General features: G+C 59.2%; 13 protein-coding genes. 8 read left to right on the plus strand and 5 right to left on the minus strand.

Annotated elements, in window-relative coordinates; genetic code table 11:
* Positions 1-93: 93 nt before the first annotated feature.
* The 8 genes from ACUTJJ_RS02545 (at position 94) to fdhD (ending at position 9,135) form a co-directional block, all read left to right on the plus strand.
* A complete protein-coding gene (locus ACUTJJ_RS02545; RefSeq protein WP_445541194.1) occupies positions 94-2,310 on the plus strand; it encodes a primosomal protein N' in 2,217 nt (738 codons plus the stop codon).
* An 80-nt stretch (positions 2,311-2,390) separates the two neighbouring features.
* Positions 2,391-2,777: an AGROH133_08824 family phage infection protein gene (locus ACUTJJ_RS02550; RefSeq protein WP_144578152.1), complete on the plus strand. Its 387-nt coding sequence runs from the start codon at positions 2,391-2,393 to the stop codon at positions 2,775-2,777.
* A 261-nt stretch (positions 2,778-3,038) separates the two neighbouring features.
* A complete protein-coding gene (locus ACUTJJ_RS02555; RefSeq protein ID WP_172801591.1) occupies positions 3,039-3,605 on the plus strand; it encodes a F0F1 ATP synthase subunit delta in 567 nt (188 codons plus the stop codon).
* Complete coding sequence (gene atpA / locus ACUTJJ_RS02560) at positions 3,605-5,134, plus strand: F0F1 ATP synthase subunit alpha (protein WP_063948351.1); 1,530 nt, start codon at positions 3,605-3,607, stop codon at positions 5,132-5,134. Before ACUTJJ_RS02555 ends, atpA begins: the two co-directional genes overlap by 1 nt.
* Positions 5,135-5,165: 31 nt before the next feature.
* On the plus strand, positions 5,166-6,044 hold the full coding sequence (locus tag ACUTJJ_RS02565; RefSeq protein ID WP_063948352.1) for a F0F1 ATP synthase subunit gamma: 879 nt from the start codon (positions 5,166-5,168) through the stop codon (positions 6,042-6,044).
* 23 nt (positions 6,045-6,067) lie between these two features.
* Positions 6,068-7,522: a F0F1 ATP synthase subunit beta gene (gene atpD / locus ACUTJJ_RS02570; RefSeq protein ID WP_063948353.1), complete on the plus strand. Its 1,455-nt coding sequence runs from the start codon at positions 6,068-6,070 to the stop codon at positions 7,520-7,522.
* A 129-nt stretch (positions 7,523-7,651) separates the two neighbouring features.
* A complete protein-coding gene (locus ACUTJJ_RS02575) occupies positions 7,652-8,062 on the plus strand; it encodes a F0F1 ATP synthase subunit epsilon (RefSeq protein ID WP_004443766.1) in 411 nt (136 codons plus the stop codon).
* Between the two features lie 308 nt (positions 8,063-8,370).
* Entirely contained in the window at positions 8,371-9,135 is a 765-nt protein-coding gene (fdhD, locus tag ACUTJJ_RS02580; protein WP_296071414.1) for a formate dehydrogenase accessory sulfurtransferase FdhD, read from the plus strand.
* 129 nt (positions 9,136-9,264) lie between these two features.
* Here fdhD and ACUTJJ_RS02585 read toward each other — a convergent pair whose 3' ends face one another.
* The 5 genes from ACUTJJ_RS02585 to ACUTJJ_RS02605 all read right to left on the minus strand — a co-directional run bounded on the left by ACUTJJ_RS02585 (position 9,265) and on the right by ACUTJJ_RS02605 (position 18,666).
* Positions 9,265-11,040 carry a methyl-accepting chemotaxis protein gene (locus ACUTJJ_RS02585; protein WP_296071411.1) on the minus strand — a complete coding sequence of 592 codons (1,776 nt, stop codon included), beginning with the start codon at positions 11,038-11,040 and terminating at the stop codon, positions 9,265-9,267.
* Between the two features lie 328 nt (positions 11,041-11,368).
* Complete coding sequence (locus ACUTJJ_RS02590; protein ID WP_003504949.1) at positions 11,369-11,845, minus strand: chemotaxis protein CheW; 477 nt, start codon at positions 11,843-11,845, stop codon at positions 11,369-11,371.
* A gap of 262 nt (positions 11,846-12,107) precedes the next feature.
* Complete coding sequence (locus tag ACUTJJ_RS02595; protein ID WP_445541195.1) at positions 12,108-16,268, minus strand: translocation/assembly module TamB domain-containing protein; 4,161 nt, start codon at positions 16,266-16,268, stop codon at positions 12,108-12,110.
* A 45-nt stretch (positions 16,269-16,313) separates the two neighbouring features.
* Entirely contained in the window at positions 16,314-18,239 is a 1,926-nt protein-coding gene (locus ACUTJJ_RS02600; protein ID WP_445541196.1) for an autotransporter assembly complex protein TamA, read from the minus strand.
* Positions 18,240-18,414: 175 nt separating this feature from the next.
* A complete protein-coding gene (locus tag ACUTJJ_RS02605; protein WP_004443753.1) occupies positions 18,415-18,666 on the minus strand; it encodes a YMGG-like glycine zipper-containing protein in 252 nt (83 codons plus the stop codon).
* Positions 18,667-18,753 lie beyond the last annotated feature (87 nt).

Genomic DNA, 18,753 nt, shown 5'->3' on the forward strand with positions numbered 1-18,753 from the left:
TCAGCATTTGGTTAAGAGGTGGACTTTGCGGGGCGAGCGCCCTACATCCGGGCGGTTTCCTTTTTCCTGTCGCCGGGGCATGGTCGCCACATCATGGCAAAAGATTCGTCCGATCTGTTTGGGGCCCTGTTCGACCCGCCGTCGCCCACGCGCACGGTGCCCGTTCTTGTGCCCATGCCGGCGCCCGGGCCCTATAGTTACGCTGTGCCTGAAGATATGGTGGTGGACACTGGTTCCGTCGTTCAGGTGCCGCTCGGCCCCCGGCAGGTGTTTGGCGTGGTGTGGGACGAGACCGGAGAGAAAGCTGTCGATCCGAAGAAGTTGCGGCCCATTACCAAGAGTTTCGAGTGCCCGCCCATGAAGACGGAAATGCGCCGCTTCGTGGACTGGGTTGCCGCCTATACGCTGTCTCCGCCCGGTCTCGTGGCGCGCATGGCATTGCGCGCGCCGGCCGCCTTCGATCCCGAGCCGATGATCGAGGGGCTGCGGCTGACGGAAGGCAGGCCGGAGCGCCTGACCCCCGCCCGCGAGCGGGTGATGGAGCTGGCGGCCGAAGGGCACGGCTGGACGAAGAGCGGGCTTGCCCATGCTGCCGGCGTTTCGACCAGCGTCATCGACGGGCTTGTGAAACAGGGCGTGTTCGAGACGATCTTCCTGCCCGCGCCGCCTGTCGTGCCCGAGCCTGACCCTGATTATGTCGAGCCGCGTCTGGAGGGCCCGCAGAGACAGGCCGCTTCGGAGATACTGGAGGATGTGCGCAGGGGCGGCTTTCATGTCTCGTTGATCGACGGCGTGACGGGCTCCGGCAAGACCGAGGTCTATTTCGAGGCCGTGGCCGAAACGCTCAGGCAAGGCAAGCAGGTGCTCATCCTGTTGCCGGAAATTGCCCTGACAGCGGCGTTTCTGGAGCGCTTTCAGGATCGGTTCGGTGCAAAACCGGCGGAATGGCATTCCGACGTCTCACCCCGAATGCGTGAAAAAGTCTGGCGGCAGGCTGTCACCGGCGAGGTGAAGGTGGTAGCCGGCGCGCGCTCGGCGCTTTTCCTTCCCTTCAATAATCTTGGTCTCATCATTGTCGATGAGGAGCATGATCCGGCTTACAAGCAGGAAGACCGTGTTTTCTATAATGCCCGCGACATGGCGGTTGTGAGGGCGCGGATCGCCGAATTCCCCGTCGTGCTGGTCTCGGCCACGCCATCTGTCGAAAGCCAGGTGAACGGCAGTTCCGGCCGTTACAACACGATTCACCTGCACACGCGTTTTGGCGATGCGGCCATGCCGGACCTTCATCTCGTTGATATGCGCCGACACCCGCCGGAGCGCGGAGGGTTTCTGTCACCCGTCCTGCTGCGTGGGATCGGCAAGACGATCGAAAAGGGTGAACAGGCGCTGCTGTTCCTCAATCGACGCGGCTATGCGCCGCTGACGCTTTGCCGGGTCTGCGGCCACCGTTTCCAGTGTCCGCAATGTTCCAGCTGGCTGGTGGAGCACCGGTTCCGCAATCAGTTGCAGTGCCATCAGTGCGGCCATAACGAGCCAACGCCCGATCATTGCCCGGAATGCGGCACTTTTGATCATCTCGTGGCTTGCGGGCCGGGTGTGGAGCGCATCGCCGAAGAAGTGGAGAAACATTTCCCCGAGGCCCGCACCATCGTGCTCTCCTCCGATCTGATGGGCGTCAAGCGGCTGCGGCTGGAGTTGGAGGCGATCGTTAAAGGGGAAGCAGACATCGTTATCGGCACGCAGCTCGTTGCCAAGGGGCATAACTTCCCGCTGATGACGCTTGTTGGCATCGTTGATGCCGATCTCGGCCTTGCCAATGGCGATCCGCGGGCGGCGGAGCGAACCTTTCAGCTGCTTTCGCAGGTAACGGGGCGCGCCGGGAGAACGGGGCGCAAGAGCCATGGTTTGCTGCAAACCTATCAGCCACAACATCCGGTCATGCAGGCCATCGTTTCCGGTGATGCCTCTGCATTCTACGAGAGGGAGATCGTGGAGCGCGAAAAGGCCGCGCTACCGCCCTTCGGACGGCTTGCCTCGATCATCGTTTCGGCCGATACGCGCGGAGAAGCGGAAACGCATGCGAGAGGTCTGAGGGCTGCGGCCCCGCAGGTAACCGGCATCATGCTGCTTGGCCCGGCGGAAGCGCCGCTGGCGCTGATCCGCGGTCGGCACCGTTTTCGGTTGCTGGTACACGGGCGGCGCAATTCCGACATGCAGTCGTTTCTGCGCACGCTTCTGGCCAATGGTCCGAAGGAGCGCGGCAGCGTGCATGTGCAGCTGGATATCGATCCGCAAAGTTTCCTCTGAACTTTGCGGGCGCAGGCGTTTTCCAGCTGTCGCGACCGTGGCATAAGGCGAGCGAACAACAGAATCGATTGGGGAACGATATGGAGTTTTATTTTCCGGCCGAATTCGGCGAACAGTTGGCTTTCGGCGCGGCGTTGGTATCGGCCATCATCGGGCTGTTTTTCATGTTTGCACCCGGCTTGACGCTTCGGGCTTTCGGTCTGCTGCCCGCCGGCGAACGACGGGATGGCTATGCGCTGGTGCGCTCGTCGCTTTCCGGCTTTTATCTCGGCCTCGGCGCCGCCGCCCTGCTTCTCGCCCAGCCCATGGTCTATCTCGCCTTCGGTGCGGCATTCGGCCTCAGCGTGTTCGGCGGGATACTCTCCATCCTCTCTGATGGTGGCGCAAGCATGCGGAATCTCTTACTTCTGGTTGTGCACTTTCTGCTCGCCGCACTCTCGTTGAGCTACGTCTTCGGGCTGGTCTGAAACCGGCTTTTTGGCTTTTGCGCCTCACAGGCGCTTGATCCTGAGCGAAATCGGAAAATTAAAACGCATTCCCCCTTGCCCAAACGGCGCTTTCCGCTATTACGCGTGTTGCGAGTCCCGGCGTCCTATGCTAGACGGACCGCGAAATTGGGAAAAGGCAGGGGGGAATTCCGGTCTTTTTCGGGGAAATTGAAACGATTTCAAGAATTTGATGCGGTGGAGCCCCATCGCTGATGGTCTTGGACGATTAGCAGGGAAAAAGTGCCCGTGGCAGAGACCTCCCAGGGAACATCCGGTGTAGCGGAAAGGTATGCGTCTTCGCTTTTCGAGCTTGCTTTGGAAGCGGGTACGGTCGAAGCGGTTCAGGCCGAACTGGACAAGTTTGGCGCTCTTCTCGACGAAAGCGATGATTTGAAGCGTCTGGTTGCGAGCCCGGTATTTTCCGCCGAGGACCAGTTCAAGGCAATCACCGCAATCTGCGAAAAGGCCGGCATCAACGGTCTCGCGCTGAATTTCCTCAAGGTCGTTGCGAATAATCGCCGTCTCTTTGCCGTTCCCGGCATGATCCGCGCCTACCGCACCATTGCTGCCGCCCACCGCGGCGAAATCACCGCCGAGGTTACCTCGGCACATGCGCTCGACGAGGCGCAGGAAACTGAACTGAAGGCGGCGCTGAAGAGCGTTACCGGCAAGGATGTGGCGGTTTCCGTTACCGTCGATCCCTCGATCCTCGGTGGTCTGATCGTCAAGGTCGGCTCCCGCCAGATCGATACGTCTCTTCGCACCAAACTTTCCACCCTTAAGCTTGCACTGAAAGAGGTTGGCTGATGGATATCCGCGCCGCGGAAATTTCCGCAATTCTGAAAGATCAAATCAAAAATTTTGGCAACGAGGCGGAAGTCTCGGAAGTCGGCCAGGTGCTTTCCGTCGGTGACGGTATTGCTCGCGTTTACGGTCTCGACAATGTTCAGGCTGGTGAAATGGTCGAGTTTCCGGGCGGCATCCGCGGCATGGCGCTCAACCTCGAAGCCGACAATGTCGGCGTGGTTATCTTCGGTTCCGACCGTGACATCAAGGAAGGCGACACCGTAAAGCGGACTGGCGCTATCGTTGACGTCCCCGTTGGCCCGGAACTGCTTGGCCGCGTCGTTGACGCGCTCGGCAACCCGATCGACGGCAAGGGCCCTATCAATGCCGCCAAGCGTTCGCGCGTTGACGTCAAGGCTCCCGGCATCATTCCCCGCAAGTCGGTTCATGAGCCGATGTCGACCGGCCTCAAGGCCATCGATGCCCTCATCCCGGTTGGCCGTGGCCAGCGCGAGCTCGTCATCGGCGACCGCCAGACCGGCAAGACCGCGATCATTCTCGACACGATCCTGAACCAGAAGGCCATTCACGACAATGGCCCTGACGGCGACAAGCTTTATTGCGTCTACGTCGCTATCGGCCAGAAGCGGTCGACCGTTGCCCAGTTCGTGAAGGTTCTGGAAGAGCGCGGCGCGCTGCAGTATTCGATCATCGTTGCTGCGACCGCTTCCGATCCGGCTCCGATGCAGTACCTTGCTCCGTTTGCCGGTTGCGCCATGGGCGAATACTTCCGTGACAACGGCAAGCATGCTCTCATCGGTTACGACGACCTTTCCAAGCAGGCTGTTGCTTATCGTCAGATGTCGCTGCTGCTGCGCCGTCCTCCGGGCCGCGAAGCTTATCCGGGCGACGTTTTCTACCTCCACTCGCGTCTTCTCGAGCGCGCTGCAAAGCTCTCCGACGAAATGGGCGCTGGCTCGCTGACGGCTCTGCCTGTCATCGAAACCCAGGGTAACGACGTTTCGGCGTTCATTCCGACCAACGTGATCTCGATCACCGATGGCCAGATCTTCCTCGAAACCGACCTGTTCTATCAGGGTATCCGCCCGGCCGTTAACGTCGGTCTGTCGGTTTCGCGTGTTGGCTCTGCCGCCCAGATCAAGGCGATGAAGCAGGTTGCCGGCTCGATCAAGGGTGAACTCGCTCAGTATCGCGAAATGGCCGCTTTTGCCCAGTTCGGTTCGGACCTCGATGCCTCGACGCAGCGCCTGCTGAACCGCGGTGCTCGCCTGACCGAGCTTCTGAAGCAGCCGCAGTTCTCGCCGCTCAAGACGGAAGAGCAGGTTGCGGTGATCTTCGCCGGCGTCAACGGTTACCTCGACAAGGTTGCAGTCGCACAGGTCGGCAAGTTCGAGCAGGGTCTGCTCTCCTACCTCCGGTCGGAAGGCAAGGCGATCCTCGACACCATCCGCACGGAAAAGGCTATCAGCGACGATACCAAGGGCAAGCTCAAGGCCGCTCTTGATAATTTCGCCAAGTCTTTCTCTTAAATCAGGGCTCTTTTACTCGGACGGATAACGGATGCCTTCACTAAAGGATCTGAAAAACCGCATTGCCTCCGTAAAGGCGACGCAGAAGATTACCAAGGCGATGAAAATGGTCGCCGCGGCGAAGCTTCGGCGCGCCCAGGAAGCTGCGGAGGCCGCCCGGCCTTATTCGCAGCGCATGAGCGCCGTTCTTGCCAATATCGCGAATGCGGTTGAGGCGGACGTTGCTCCGGCGCTGATGACCGGCACCGGCAAGGACGATGTGCATCTGCTCGTCGTCTGCACGGCTGAGCGTGGCCTTTGCGGCGGTTTCAACTCGCAAATCGCCCGTTTTGCCCGCGATCACGCCCGCAAGCTGATTTCGGAAGGCAAGACGGTCAAGATCATCACGGTCGGCAAGAAGGGTTACGACGCGCTGCGTCGCGAATTTGCAGCCAACATCATCGAGCGCATCGAGTTGCGCGACGTGAAGAAGGTCGGTTTTGAAAACGCCGACCAGATCGCCAAGAAGGTGATTTCGCTCTTCAACGCGGGTGAGTTCGATGTCTGCACGCTGATCTATTCGGAATTCAAGTCCGTCATCAGCCAGATCCCGACCGGCCTGCAGCTCATTCCCGCCGCAACGCCCGTTGTGGAAGAGGATGCCGCAACGCAGAACGCCGTCTACGAATATGAGCCGGATGCGGCTTCTATTCTGGAAGACCTTATTCCGCGCAACATTTCGGTTCAGGTTTTCCGGGCTCTGCTCGAAAACGTTGCCGGTGAAATGGGCGCCAAGATGAGCGCGATGGATAATGCAACGCGCAATGCCGGTGAGATGATCAACAAGCTGACGCTGTCCTACAACCGTCAGCGTCAGGCTCAGATCACCAAGGAACTCATTGAAATCATTTCGGGCGCGGAAGCGCTCTGAGGTAAGGAAAGAGGGTAAGGATAATGGCTAAGGCAGCTACCCCCAAGAAAACCGCAGCGGTGAACGGCGCGGGCAAGGTTACCCAGGTTATCGGCGCTGTTGTCGACGTGGCGTTTGAAGGCGAACTGCCTCCGATCCTGAACGCGCTCGAAACCGAGAACAACGGCAACCGCCTGGTTCTGGAAGTCGCGCAGCACCTCGGTGAAAACGTCGTTCGCACGATCGCCATGGACTCGACCGAAGGTCTGGTTCGCGGTCAGAGCGTTTCGAACACCGGCGCTCCGATCTCCGTTCCGGTTGGTCCGGAAACGCTCGGCCGTATCATGAACGTCATCGGCGAACCGGTTGACGAAGCTGGTCCGATCGTGACCGCTTCCAAGCGCGCCATCCACCAGGACGCCCCTGCTTATGTCGAGCAGTCGACCGAGGCACAGATCCTCGTCACCGGCATCAAGGTCGTCGACCTTCTGGCTCCTTACGCCAAGGGCGGTAAGATCGGTCTGTTCGGCGGCGCTGGCGTTGGCAAGACCGTTCTCATCATGGAACTCATCAACAACGTTGCCAAGGCGCACGGCGGTTACTCCGTATTCGCCGGCGTTGGTGAGCGTACCCGTGAAGGTAACGACCTATACCACGAAATGATCGAATCGAACGTCAACAAGCTCGGCGGTGGCGAAGGCTCCAAGGCTGCGCTGGTTTACGGACAGATGAACGAACCGCCGGGCGCTCGCGCTCGCGTCGCTCTGACCGGTCTGACGATCGCTGAGAACTTCCGTGACGAAGGCCAGGACGTTCTGTTCTTCGTGGACAACATTTTCCGCTTCACGCAGGCTGGTTCGGAAGTGTCGGCTCTTCTCGGTCGTATTCCTTCGGCCGTTGGTTATCAGCCGACGCTCGCAACCGACATGGGTCAGATGCAGGAACGCATCACCACGACGACCAAGGGCTCGATCACCTCGGTTCAGGCCATTTACGTTCCCGCCGACGACTTGACCGACCCGGCACCGGCCACCTCGTTCGCCCACCTGGACGCAACGACGGTTCTGTCGCGCTCGATCGCTGAAAAGGGCATCTACCCGGCTGTTGACCCCCTCGACTCCACCTCGCGTATGCTGGACCCGATGATCGTCGGCGAAGAGCACTATGAAGTGGCTCGTAAGGTTCAGTCGACCCTGCAGCGCTACAAGTCCCTTCAGGACATCATCGCCATCCTCGGCATGGATGAACTGTCGGAAGAAGACAAGCTGACGGTTGCCCGCGCCCGCAAGATCGAGCGCTTCCTGTCGCAGCCGTTCTTCGTCGCTGAAGTCTTCACCGGCTCTCCGGGTAAGCTCGTTGCTCTCGAAGACACGATCAAGGGCTTCAAGGGCCTGGTCAACGGCGAATACGACAATCTGCCGGAAGCTGCCTTCTACATGGTCGGTTCGATGGAAGAAGCCATCGAAAAGGCAAAGAAGCTGGCTGGCGAAGCTGCCTGATGATGAATTGGCGGGCGCGTGGTTTAACCGCGCGCCTTGCCGGCAATGATGGCGAAACCAAAAAGGCTTTGTCGGCATTGTAACAGACAAGTCCGTGACGCCCGCGTAATTGAAAAGAAGTGAATAGCCATGGCTGACAGTTTCAAATTCGATCTCGTTTCCCCGGAGCGTCTGCTCGTTTCCGAAACGGTTACGGAAGTCGTCATCCCGGCTACGCTGGGTGAAATGACCGTTCTGGCCAACCATGCGCCGACGATGACCACGATCAAGCCGGGTCTGGTAACGGTGAAGTTCGCCTCCGGTGAAACGCATAAATATGTCGTTTTCGGTGGATTCGCCGATATTCTCCCGACGGGCTGCACGCTTCTTGCCGAATCCGCCGTTTCGGCCGATGATATGTCTCCCGACACGCTGCAGCGGCGCATCGACGCGGCTAAGGCGGAAATCGAAGAAGGCAATCATCACCACGAGCATCTGACAAAGCTTGAGAAGCATCTTTACGAACTGACGAACCTGCATGAGGTTCTCGTTGCTGCTTGAAAGCACCGGGCGGGTTCTTCGGAATGACTGCCCACAAAAGAGATAAAGCAGAAAGCGGCCTTCAGGGTCGCTTTTTTGTTTCAAGCGCCGCGCAGTTGGGGAGGCAGCGGCCGGATCAGTCCGATACAACTTGAACCGGCGTAAATCTTCCCAAATCGATTCCGAATTTCTGCACTATGGGTTAGATGTTGTAGCGAGGATCAGGTGGCACTGTGGCTGCCACCGCAGAATGAAGCGGCGCTTCATGTTACGGAGGATGAGTCCCGGTGTCGGCACAAACAAGCTTTCGGGTCGTTTCGAGAACCGCCATGCGCGACGGCATTCTGGCCGAAGGCGACCGTGCGGTCCCTGAGGAAGTGCCGATCGCATTTTCTTATGGTGGCAGCACCCACGCCGTAATGATGGCGAGCCCGGCGGATCTGGAAGATTTCGCGGTGGGTTTTAGCCTGACCGAGGGCATCATATCGGCGCGCGGCGATATCAACGCCATCGAGGTCGTTGAAGCCGGAGAGGGATTCGACGTCCAGGTAGATCTCATGGATGCGGAGGCGGATGCGTTGCGCGCGCGCCGCCGGCACATGGCTGGCCCCGTTGGCTGCGGTCTTTGCGGCATCGAGTCGATAGAGCAGGCGGTCCGCATTGTGCCCGATGTCAGCGGTATCTCGATGTCGGTTGGAAGTGGGCACATCGTCGCCGCCATGAGAGCCTTGAATGACGCTCAAGCATTGAACCGTGAGACGAGGGCGGTTCATGGCGCTGGCTTTTACCAGCCGAGAAGCGGCCTGCGGGCAGCGCGTGAGGATGTCGGGCGCCACAACGCGCTCGACAAGCTGGCGGGCGCCGTCATGAATGCGGGCATCTCCGCAGCGAGCGGGATTGTGGTGGTCACCAGCCGCCTCTCAGTGGAAATGGTCCAGAAAACCGCACTCTTGGGCTGCCCCGTGGTGGCCGCCATTTCTGCGCCCACCGGACTGGCGATTGAGACCGCGGAAAGAGCCGGGATTACTCTTGTCGCGCTGGTCCGGGGTGAAGATTTTGAAATCTTCACCCGTCCAGACCGGATCATTTTTTAAGATCCGTGCGTTGGTGAGGTCGGTGACTTCAGAGTATTTCCGCTGATCACGTGATTACCGAAAATGCTCTTTCCTGTTTTTTGCCGCATTGGTCGACGACGCATCGAATACGCTTCGGCTGCAAATATTCTAGAATTCGGCCCATTCCGCAGCCGCGTTTCCATATGTTTTTGCCGGAGCGAATCGTGTTTGCTGCGGGGCCTGCAGGCGTGTAACGGTGGCGGCCTTTCTGTCGAGAGGCTGATGAGATGACACCGGAGCCTCGCGGGAAATCTTGAACTGTCGCAGCAGCTCGTAGAGATTGTCTGCCTCATTGGCGAGGCCGTGGCTGGCGGCCGTGGTTTCTTCAACCATGGCTGCGTTTTTCTGGGTCGCCTGATCCATGATGTTGACCGCCTGGTTAATTTCCTTCAGCCCGTTTGCCTGCTCGCGCGATGCTTCAACAATGGCCGAAACGTTGGCGTCTATTTCTCCCATCTGCGACTGAATATCGCGCAACGCGTCGCCCGTCTTGCCGACGAGATCGACGCCGCTCGCAACCTGCTGACGGGAAGTGTTGATCAGCGACTTGATCTCCTTGGCGGCGACGGCAGAGCGCTGGGCCAACTCCCGGACTTCCTGCGCGACCACCGCAAAGCCCTTGCCCGCTTCACCGGCACGGGCGGCTTCAACGCCTGCGTTCAATGCCAGCAGGTTGGTCTGGAAAGCAATGTCATCGATGACGCCGATGATATTGGTGATCTCGCCCGACGAGCGCGAAATCGCATCCATGGCGGATATGGCCTGCTGCACGACATCGCCGGAATGTTCGGCATGTTCCCTTGTCCGCAGCACCAGCTTACCCGCTTCACCGGCACGCTGGCTGGCATCGGCAACGGTGGTGGTGATTTCTTCAAGGGCGGCAGCGGTCTCTTCCAGTGACGCGGCCTGTTGCTCGGTCCGCTGGGAAAGCTGATCGGCGGCGATCCTGATTTCACCGGAGCCTGAGGCGATTGTCGAGGCATTGTGAGCGATGGTCTGCATGGTGGCCTGCAATTTGCCGACTACTTCGTTGAAGTCGGCTCTGAGCTTCTCCATGCTTGGCACGAAACTGGTATCGAGGCGCTGGACAAGGTCGCCCTCGGCGAGCGATCGCAGGGCGCCGGCGAGAGTGCTGATGGCGCTCATGCGCGGCGTGACATCGGTGGCGAATTTCACCACCTTCACAACCTTTCCGGCATCATCGACAACGGGATTATAAGCCGCCTGAATCCATATTTCCTTGCCATTCTTGCCGTAACGAACAAATTCGTCGGAAATGAACTCTCCGCTTGCCAGACGCGGCCAGAAATTCGCGTAGTCGGTAGAGGCGGCATAGGCAGGATCGCAGAACATCCGATGGTGCTTGCCTTCGATTTCCTTCAGATCGTAATTCACCGTTGCGCAGAAGTTGGGATTGGCGGTGATGATGGTGCCGTCGGGCAGAAACTCGATGGTTGCCTGCGAGCGGGACAGTGCCTCAAGCTTGCCGGCATCGTCCACCGCCTTGATCTTCTTGGCGGTGATGTCGGTGGCGATCTTGATGACCTTGTATGGCTTGCCGGAGCGGAAAACCGGGTTGTAGGAGGCCTCGATCCAGATAACGCTGCCGTCCTTGCGGACACGGCGATACTCTTTGGCCTGAAACTCGCCGCGGGCGAGGGATGCCCAGAACTCGTCGTAGGCGCGCGACGTGGCAAGCGTGTTGTCGCAGAAGATGCGATGGTGTTTGCCGACGATCTCGGTGAGCTCATAACCGAGCGCCGCACAAAAGTTCTTGTTGGCCGTCAGGATGTTTCCTTTAAGATCGAATTCTATAACCGCCTGTGATCTCGAAATGGCGTCGAGCATGTTTTTATTGTCGGCACTTTTCCCTAAACCCAGCATTACACGTCCCCCAAAATCAGCCTAGGGCGCGGCACGCTGCACACCCGGGTGCGCGCCACGCCATATCACGTTGAACAACGAACAGGTTTGCCGCGAAGCGGCGATGCAGGCACTTCTCTATGTCGGCCCTGGGTCAGGTATCGTCCGTTTACGATTACGAGTCGGCGCGGTTCTGATCTATGGCTTTTAATATTAGATATCTATAATATTAAAATGTTCTTATTTTAATATTGCCCTCGGTAGCATAAAACTAAACCGCCGGGCGGCGGCTCCGGCGGTCTGGATTGGTCAGTCGTCACACTTGATGCTGCCAGCGGGCAAGGTGCGCTTATGCTGCGAGGTCTTCAGCCTCTGTGCCCTTGAACATCTTCGCAAGGTTCAGGAAGCAGATCATGCCGTGTTCGTTGGCAATGATGCCTTCAGAATAAGACTTGTCGAAAGAGGCCGAGATTTCCGGAACCGGCTGAACCTGGTTTGCCGGGATCGTGAGGATGTCCGAAACGCGGTCTACAAGCATGCCAATGACCATGTTGTGCACTTCTGCTACCACGATGGCACTGCGTTCGTTGGCAACGGTGCTCTTCATGCCGAGCTTGTGTGCAAGATCGATGATCGGAATAACCGACCCGCGCAGGTTCATGACGCCGATGACGTCTTTCGGCGCGTGTGGAATGGGCGTGGAAGGCGCCCAGCCGCGGATTTCGCGAATGGTCGTCGTCTTCACGCAGAATTCCTGATCATGCAGGCGGAATGCGATGATTTCGAGCGTCTCACCGCCAAAATTGGTAGAGTTAATCATTGCCATCAGAATTCTTCCCAATGCTCGCTGTGGAGGCCGGCGCAAGTGCACCGACACTTGCAATGCGAATTTGGCGTTCTGCCTGGTGCCTGAACAGCCGGAAAAAATATTTCCGTCTTCAATGGCAGAGTCGTAGCACGAGATGGTTTCGCAAACCTAAATGCGAAGCGGTCAAGCAGACTTTTCGCTTTTTCAGATCAGGAAAAGGCTTTTTTTGATATTACGCAGCGTCCTTGCGTAAAACCGCTCCGCAGTTTCACTAGAAAGGCTAATATTCCTTCTCGTAAAAAATGCCCGCCGCGCCTTCACCGTTGCCGCCGGCCTCCCCGCGCAGTTTTACACCACGGCCAACATCAAGATTGATGATGGCCTTTGCACCGGAATCGCCGCTTTGCTGCAGTTCCAGATAGGTTCTTTCATTGAGATACTTGCCGGCGGAAACGCGGGCCTGTCCCTGGGAATCGGTGGAAATATCGAGATCGTCGACGCCAAGATTACTTCTGAGCTTATCGAACAGGGAGGTGGAGCGCCCGCCCGCCAGCTGAGCGGCGGCATCGGCCAGCCGCGCGATCTGCAGCGCCGATAGCTTCGACATGGACTGGCCGAAGATCAGCTGTGCCATCACTTCATCCTGCGGCAGGGCAGGGGCGGAAGAGAAGGCAAAGGTTGGATCGTTGGCATTGCCTGACACCGACACCGTAACGGTTGTCGATCCAACCGTCGAATCCGCCTTCATGTCCAGAACGGGAACAAGCCCGCCACCGAAGGTGATATTGCCCGTGGTGAAATCCAGGCGACGGGTGAGGATTTCCAACCGGCCGCGACGCATTTCGAATCCGCCGGAAATGGCAGGAGCGGCAGCGGTGCCGCGAATGGTGAGGTTGCCGGTGAGTTCTGCATCGATGCCACGTCCGCGAACGAAGATTCCGCTCGGGGCGTTCACTTGCAAGTCGAGATTGATCGTCGAGGAACTGCCGCTTCCACCCTGATCAGCCCCAAGCGCCTTGGCCTGTGCACGCACCTTTGGCGGCGCGTTCTTGTGTTTGACCTCGATTTCCGTCAGCGAGGCCGGAAGTTTTTCCGGAATGGTGATGGCACTCCTGTCCAGCGTCAGATTACCGCCAAGCACAGGGGAATTCAGCAACGGGCCCTTCAGCGTCAGCGTGCCGCTGACCACTGTCGTCACCAGCGTGCCGTCATTGTAACCGGCACGATCCAGCCTGATCGATATATCTGCCGGGAATCCGCCGCCTGATATGCCGACGCTGCCCGTTCCCGAGATCGTTCCGCCACCGGCCAGCCTGCCGCTCAACCGGGAAATGACGGCGCGGTCGCGGTCGAAAGTGATGGTCGCGCCAAGGTCGTTGACGGTGAGGTTCCTGCGCACGTCGGTCAGGCGCGTACCGTCCGTGGTGATAGTGCCGGTCACAACAGGAGCCGAAGCACTGCCGGAAATTTTCACGTCAATGGCTGCGGTGCCGTCGACATCAAGCCCTTGCGCTGCGGTCTGCGCTGCGACGGCGGAGAAGGGCAACCTGCCTGAAAACGACATAGAAAGCGGTCGGTTGCCAGCGATGCCGAGCGAGCCCCCGCCGGAGAGCAACATGCCGCCCTGGCCTGAGACGTTGGTGTCGATCTGAAGGTTTCCGCCAGTAAAACGACCATTGGCCTTGATGCCGAGCGCAGCAAGCCCTGCAGCGCGGGTCTGCGCGACCTCCGCATTGGCCCAGTTCAGATTATAATCGACGGAGGGGTTGGACGCTGCGCCCTCGGCACTGACCGTGCCGGAAATGCTGCCTGCTGCATCCAGTCCGGTGGCGAAGGCATTGGCGAGGCTGGCCGGCAGCGAACGGATCTCGGCGTTGATGTCGAGCGTGGATCCAGCCGTTCCGCTGACCTCGATGCGTCCGTCGCCGGTCACGATGGTCAAACCGGAAATTCGGGCAGTGCCGTTCTGAATAGCGATGGTGCTGGGTTTGTCCAGACGCACCGGAATGCCCCTTGGCGCCGCCGAGAAAGCGTCGAGCCGGACCGTCATCGGCGATCCGCCGGTTTCGGCACTGCCTTTCACCACCAGCGGCGCATTGTCATACCGGCCGTTGACATCAAATTGCGTCGTCGTGCCGGAATGACCAATGGTGGCGCTGAGGCCGGATATTGCGGCGGCACCGGCATTGATACTGTCGGCACTGATCCTGCCATTGATGGCGAGCGCCTTGAGGTCGTCGATAGAGATATCGGCGGCCAGTTTTGAAATCGTTGTCGTGCCCTGGCGAATGCTGCCGCCATTAGCCTTGATCGTTGCGGCGATCTTGCCGTCGGTGTTGCTTAGCGCGATATCGCCGGCGATGTCGCCATCCGCCTGCTGGGCCGCGAGGGCCGCCAGCAGGGAAAGATCGGGAAAATTAAAGGAAAGATTGCCCGTCGGCAGGAATTGCTGCGAAAATTCCAGCTTTCCGTTCAGGACGTTACGGCCAACGGTGATATTGAGTTCCGGAATTGCCGTGCCTTTTTCGGTCTGCACCACATTGGCATTGGCGTCGATCTTCTGCCGGTCAAGACTTCCGCTCGCCGTCAGCTTGGCCTGCGGCGCGGCCGGGTCGGCCTTGCCGGAGGCGTTGACGGTCAGGGCCTCCAGCCGCCGTCCCGCAAGCAGCGCACTTTCGGACGTCAGGCTCACAGTGAAGTCAGGGGCGGCGAGCGCGCCGCTCGCTTCGATGGTGAAATCGGCGACACCCTTCGCCTGGGGCGTCAGCTTTTCCAGCGCCGGGAATTTGCCCTTGAGGTTGGCGCTCAGCGCATCATTTTCGAGACTGACATTACCTTCCGCCTCGATCGTTCCGGACTTGATAGCCAGGTTCTCGACACGGGTGCGCCCGCCGATCGTCACGTCGACATCACCCTGAAGGGCGGTGGTGCTGTCGAATTTTTCCGCGAGCGCTGGAGGAAGCGTCGCAGGCAATGCGAAGAATTGAACGCTGGAGGTGAGGCGGTTACCGGCAAAATCAAACCTGCCATTCAGCGTGCCGCCGACGCTTGCACTCTCAAGCGTTGCACCACTGAAGCTGATGGCCGAGGAGGTGAGGCCAAGTGGCGCCTTTATGGTGAGGGGAGCGCGCACGAGCCGGTCGATATCCGCACTCACGAAGGACGACTGCGCAATGGACAGAACGGTTGCAATCGTGCCGCTACGGTTTGCGATGTTGAGATCGGCGCTCTGGGCTGTCAGCTTGACATCGTCGAGCCTGCCCTGCGGCAGGGATAGGCTCCGCAAGGAAGCGGTCGTGTTGAGATGCGCGGCGTCCGCGTTTCCCTTGAGTGAGAGATCGACGCCGTTAATCAGCGCCTGGACTTCGCCATTCTCAAGCGGCCAGCGGAAATCCACTGGGCCGGCAGTGCCGATAAGGTTCGCGGCAAGATCGTTCTGACCGTTCGGATCGACAGAGCCCGATGCCGTCAACAGCAGGGTGCCGGTTTCAAGGGTGCTGCTGCCGATTTCGATGCGCCCCTGCGGGAAAAGCGTTGCATTTGCATCGAGCTTCGTCTCGCCAGCAAAAAGCTGGCGGAAGGCGGGAGGCAGAAGCATATCCGGCTGACCGCCGCCGGCAATCTCGATCCGCCGCGTGCCGTCATCTCCGAGGAGGTGGCGGCCGGTCACGTTGACGACGGCGTTGCCGGCGACACTGCCGCGCAGCGTGCCCGTCCAGCTGGAAAGAGGGCCGTCGCCGTTCAGGTCCAGCGCCACGGCGGGCGTGCCCGGCAGCGACAGAAGCGTTGCGAGGAGGCCGCCTTCCGGCTCCTTCATCTCCGCCTTCAGCTTCAGGACATTTTCGTTCGGCAGGAAGGCGATGTCGGCGTTGACTTCCGCATCGACGGCATTTCGTCTGTGTGCGGCAAGCGAAAGGCGCATGTCATCCGGGGCAGCCTTGAGATTGCCTTCCGCGGAGAGATCGAAGGCGCGACCGAGAAGCGGTTCGCCGAGGCTGATCTCCGGGAAGCTGAAACTATCGACCGTGATCTCGATGGGCAACGATGAACCGCTGGAACTCTTGCTGCTGTTGTTCTGCTCCGGTGGCAGCGGTTTGCGCTCAACACTGATCGATCCGGCCGACACCCGGTCGGCATGGAAGGTTCCGGCCAGCAGCGAAAGCGGCGACCAGTCGACGGCGATCTCGTTGATGCGGGCATAGGGGCCCTGCCGGTCCGAGAGCGTGACATTGTCGAGCCGCAGTCGCCCTGTCAGAAGACCGCTCGGTGTCGAGAGTGCGATCATCTGATCCGGCGTCGAGACGAGCGACGAAATCTGTTTTGCAGCGATTCTCGCCCCCATTGGGGTGAAGCCGATGAATAAAACCGCAAGCAAGACCAGCGCGACGCCGCAGAGCGCAGCGTAGCCCAACCATTTCAGCAATCGAATCAAAGTTCTCATCAAAAGTAAACTACACTCTATTGTAAGGGTGTTCGACTGCGGCTTTTAAAATGACTGGCCAATGCCCGCATAAATGCCGAAACTGTTACCGCCATCATATTTTTCAAGCGGCATGGCGACATCGAGACGCAGAGGCCCGAACGGTGTTGCGTAACGCAAACCGATACCGGCACCAGCCCGGATATCGGAAAAATCCGGGGTGACCTCGTCTGAAACAACGCCCGCATCGATGAAAGGCACGATGCCAATCGTATCGGTGACCTTAATGCGGGCTTCAACGGAGCCCACGACATACGAGCGGCCGCCGGTTGCGTCGCCAGCGGCATTGTAAGGTGATATTTCCTGGTAGCTGTAGCCGCGGACGGAGCCGCCTCCGCCAGCATAAAAGCGTCTGGTGGTGGGAATGTCCTGCAGATCGCTACCGCCAACCAGCACGCCGCCTGCAAGTTTTCCCGCCATGATCAGGCGGTCTTCGGCGCCGAGGCCCTTGTAGCCGGTGATCGAGCCTTCGAAGGAGGAGAAGAACGTGCCGTTGAGTGCCTCGTAGCTCGGCTTCGCGGCGACCGATGCACGAAAACCCTCCGTCGGATTCAGCTTGTCGTCACGTGCGTCGCGCACGAACTCCAGAGGTATCGATGTCGTCAGATACTGGTTCTTGCCGAAGGCATCTTCCGTATCCGCCCACTGGACCTCGAGGCCGGCTGCGGCCGTATCGGTATCGTTCAGTTCATAGGCAAAGCCGGCCGTGCCCGTTACGGTCTTTGCGTCATAGGTGTCGGGGTGCTCGGTCTTGGCGATCAGGCTCGTCTTGAAGGTGGTACGCGGATTGAACATGCCGGGCTTGGTGAAGGTAATGCCAGCCGAATAATCCATGCCGTCGACGCTTGATGCTTCGGCGATGCGGGAAACGGATCCTTCGATACGCAGTGATTCCGCCTGGCCGAACAGGTTTCGGTGGCCCCAGTATCCCTGAAGCCCGATGCCTTCCGTGGTGGAATATTGCGCGCCAGCCCCAAAATAACGGTGTTTGCCTTCGGACACTTCGATTGTCAGCGGAATGGTGCCGTCGCGCGCGAGGGTTCCTGCTTCCTTGATCGTCAGGCTGGAAAAGACGCCAAGCTGACGCAAACGGTCTGCAGCCTTTCGCAGCTTCTCAGGCGAATAGGGCTCGCCGCCATTGAGGCGGGAATAACGGCGGATGAAGTTGCCGTCGACGGTCTTTTCGCCGGTCACGGTAACGGTGCCGAGCGGTGCGACCGGGCCACCTTCGGCCGCCATGGTGATATCGACCGTGTTCGTCGCGTGGTTGGCCACCGCTTCCCGTTTCGTCAACTTGGCAAGCGGCCTTCCTTCGGCCTTCAGGTCGTTGATAAGCTTGTTGCCGGCGCGGATGATCGCGAGCGATCCGGCATTACCGCCTGTGACGAGGCCATATTCTTCGAGATTGCGGCCCGTGACATCGCCTTCCAGGCGAACGTTCCCAAGCGTGAATTTCGGGCCCGCCGTTACGGTTATGACGACGGGAACGGGCGCACGATGATCGAATACAGGGTTGGGCGGCAGGTCATCGACATTTTTGCCGGCGACCGTCACGTTCACGAGGCCGCCGTAACGGGCGTTTTCGTAAAGCGACGCGATCAGCCTGTCCCGGTCGTCCCTCGCCTTTATCAAAAGGCCGAGGTCACCGGAGGCGGGCTTGTCCTTGTCTGACAGAAGAAGAGAGCTGTTTTCCAGGCTTTCCTTCAAGGATGCGTCGGCGTCCGGGGCATTCAGCGTGACGGTAAATGCGACTGGATTGATGACCTCGACCTCCGGTTCCTCGGAACCCCAGAGGCGGACGCCGAAGAGCTTGAAGGCAAAGGCATCACGCGCAAACGCCGGATACAGGACGAACGTGAAAGCAACCGCAAGAGCGGTGCCAGCTTTCCGATACGCAATACCTGTCTTCGGGTTAGTTCGTGTTCTTCGCATAAGCTGCTTTATGGTTGAGGCTTTATTGTCGCCCTAACCCGTTTCCTGTCCGTTAACGTTGCAATTTAATCATAAATAAACGGCTTTGAGGACCCTCGGGCAGCTGTTTTGCAGCCAATGACGCAAAAAGCCCCGGGTGACCGGGGCTTCTGTGCAACTGTTATTCGCGAAGCGATTAGCGGCAACGTGCCGTGTAACGCTGGCCGTACTGGTCGCGATAATAGCAATAGCCAGGCTCGGAAGCGTTGCCGATCAGAGCACCACCGACGCCACCGATCGCTGCGCCAACAGCCGCACCACGAACGTTACCAGTGACCGCGCCACCGATGACAGCGCCGGAAACGGCACCAATCGAAGCACCCTTTTCAGTCTGCGTGCAGCTTGCGAGCGACAGGCCGACCAGCGCAAATATGATTGCCTTTTTCATGAAACTCTCTCCAACGTTACAATGAGCTCTTTGGCTCGGTAGGCGTCCCATATTTATCTGCGGCGACTGCTACCTCCGACCGCCACA

The sequence above is a fragment of the Agrobacterium sp. DKPNP3 genome (assembly GCF_052686535.1).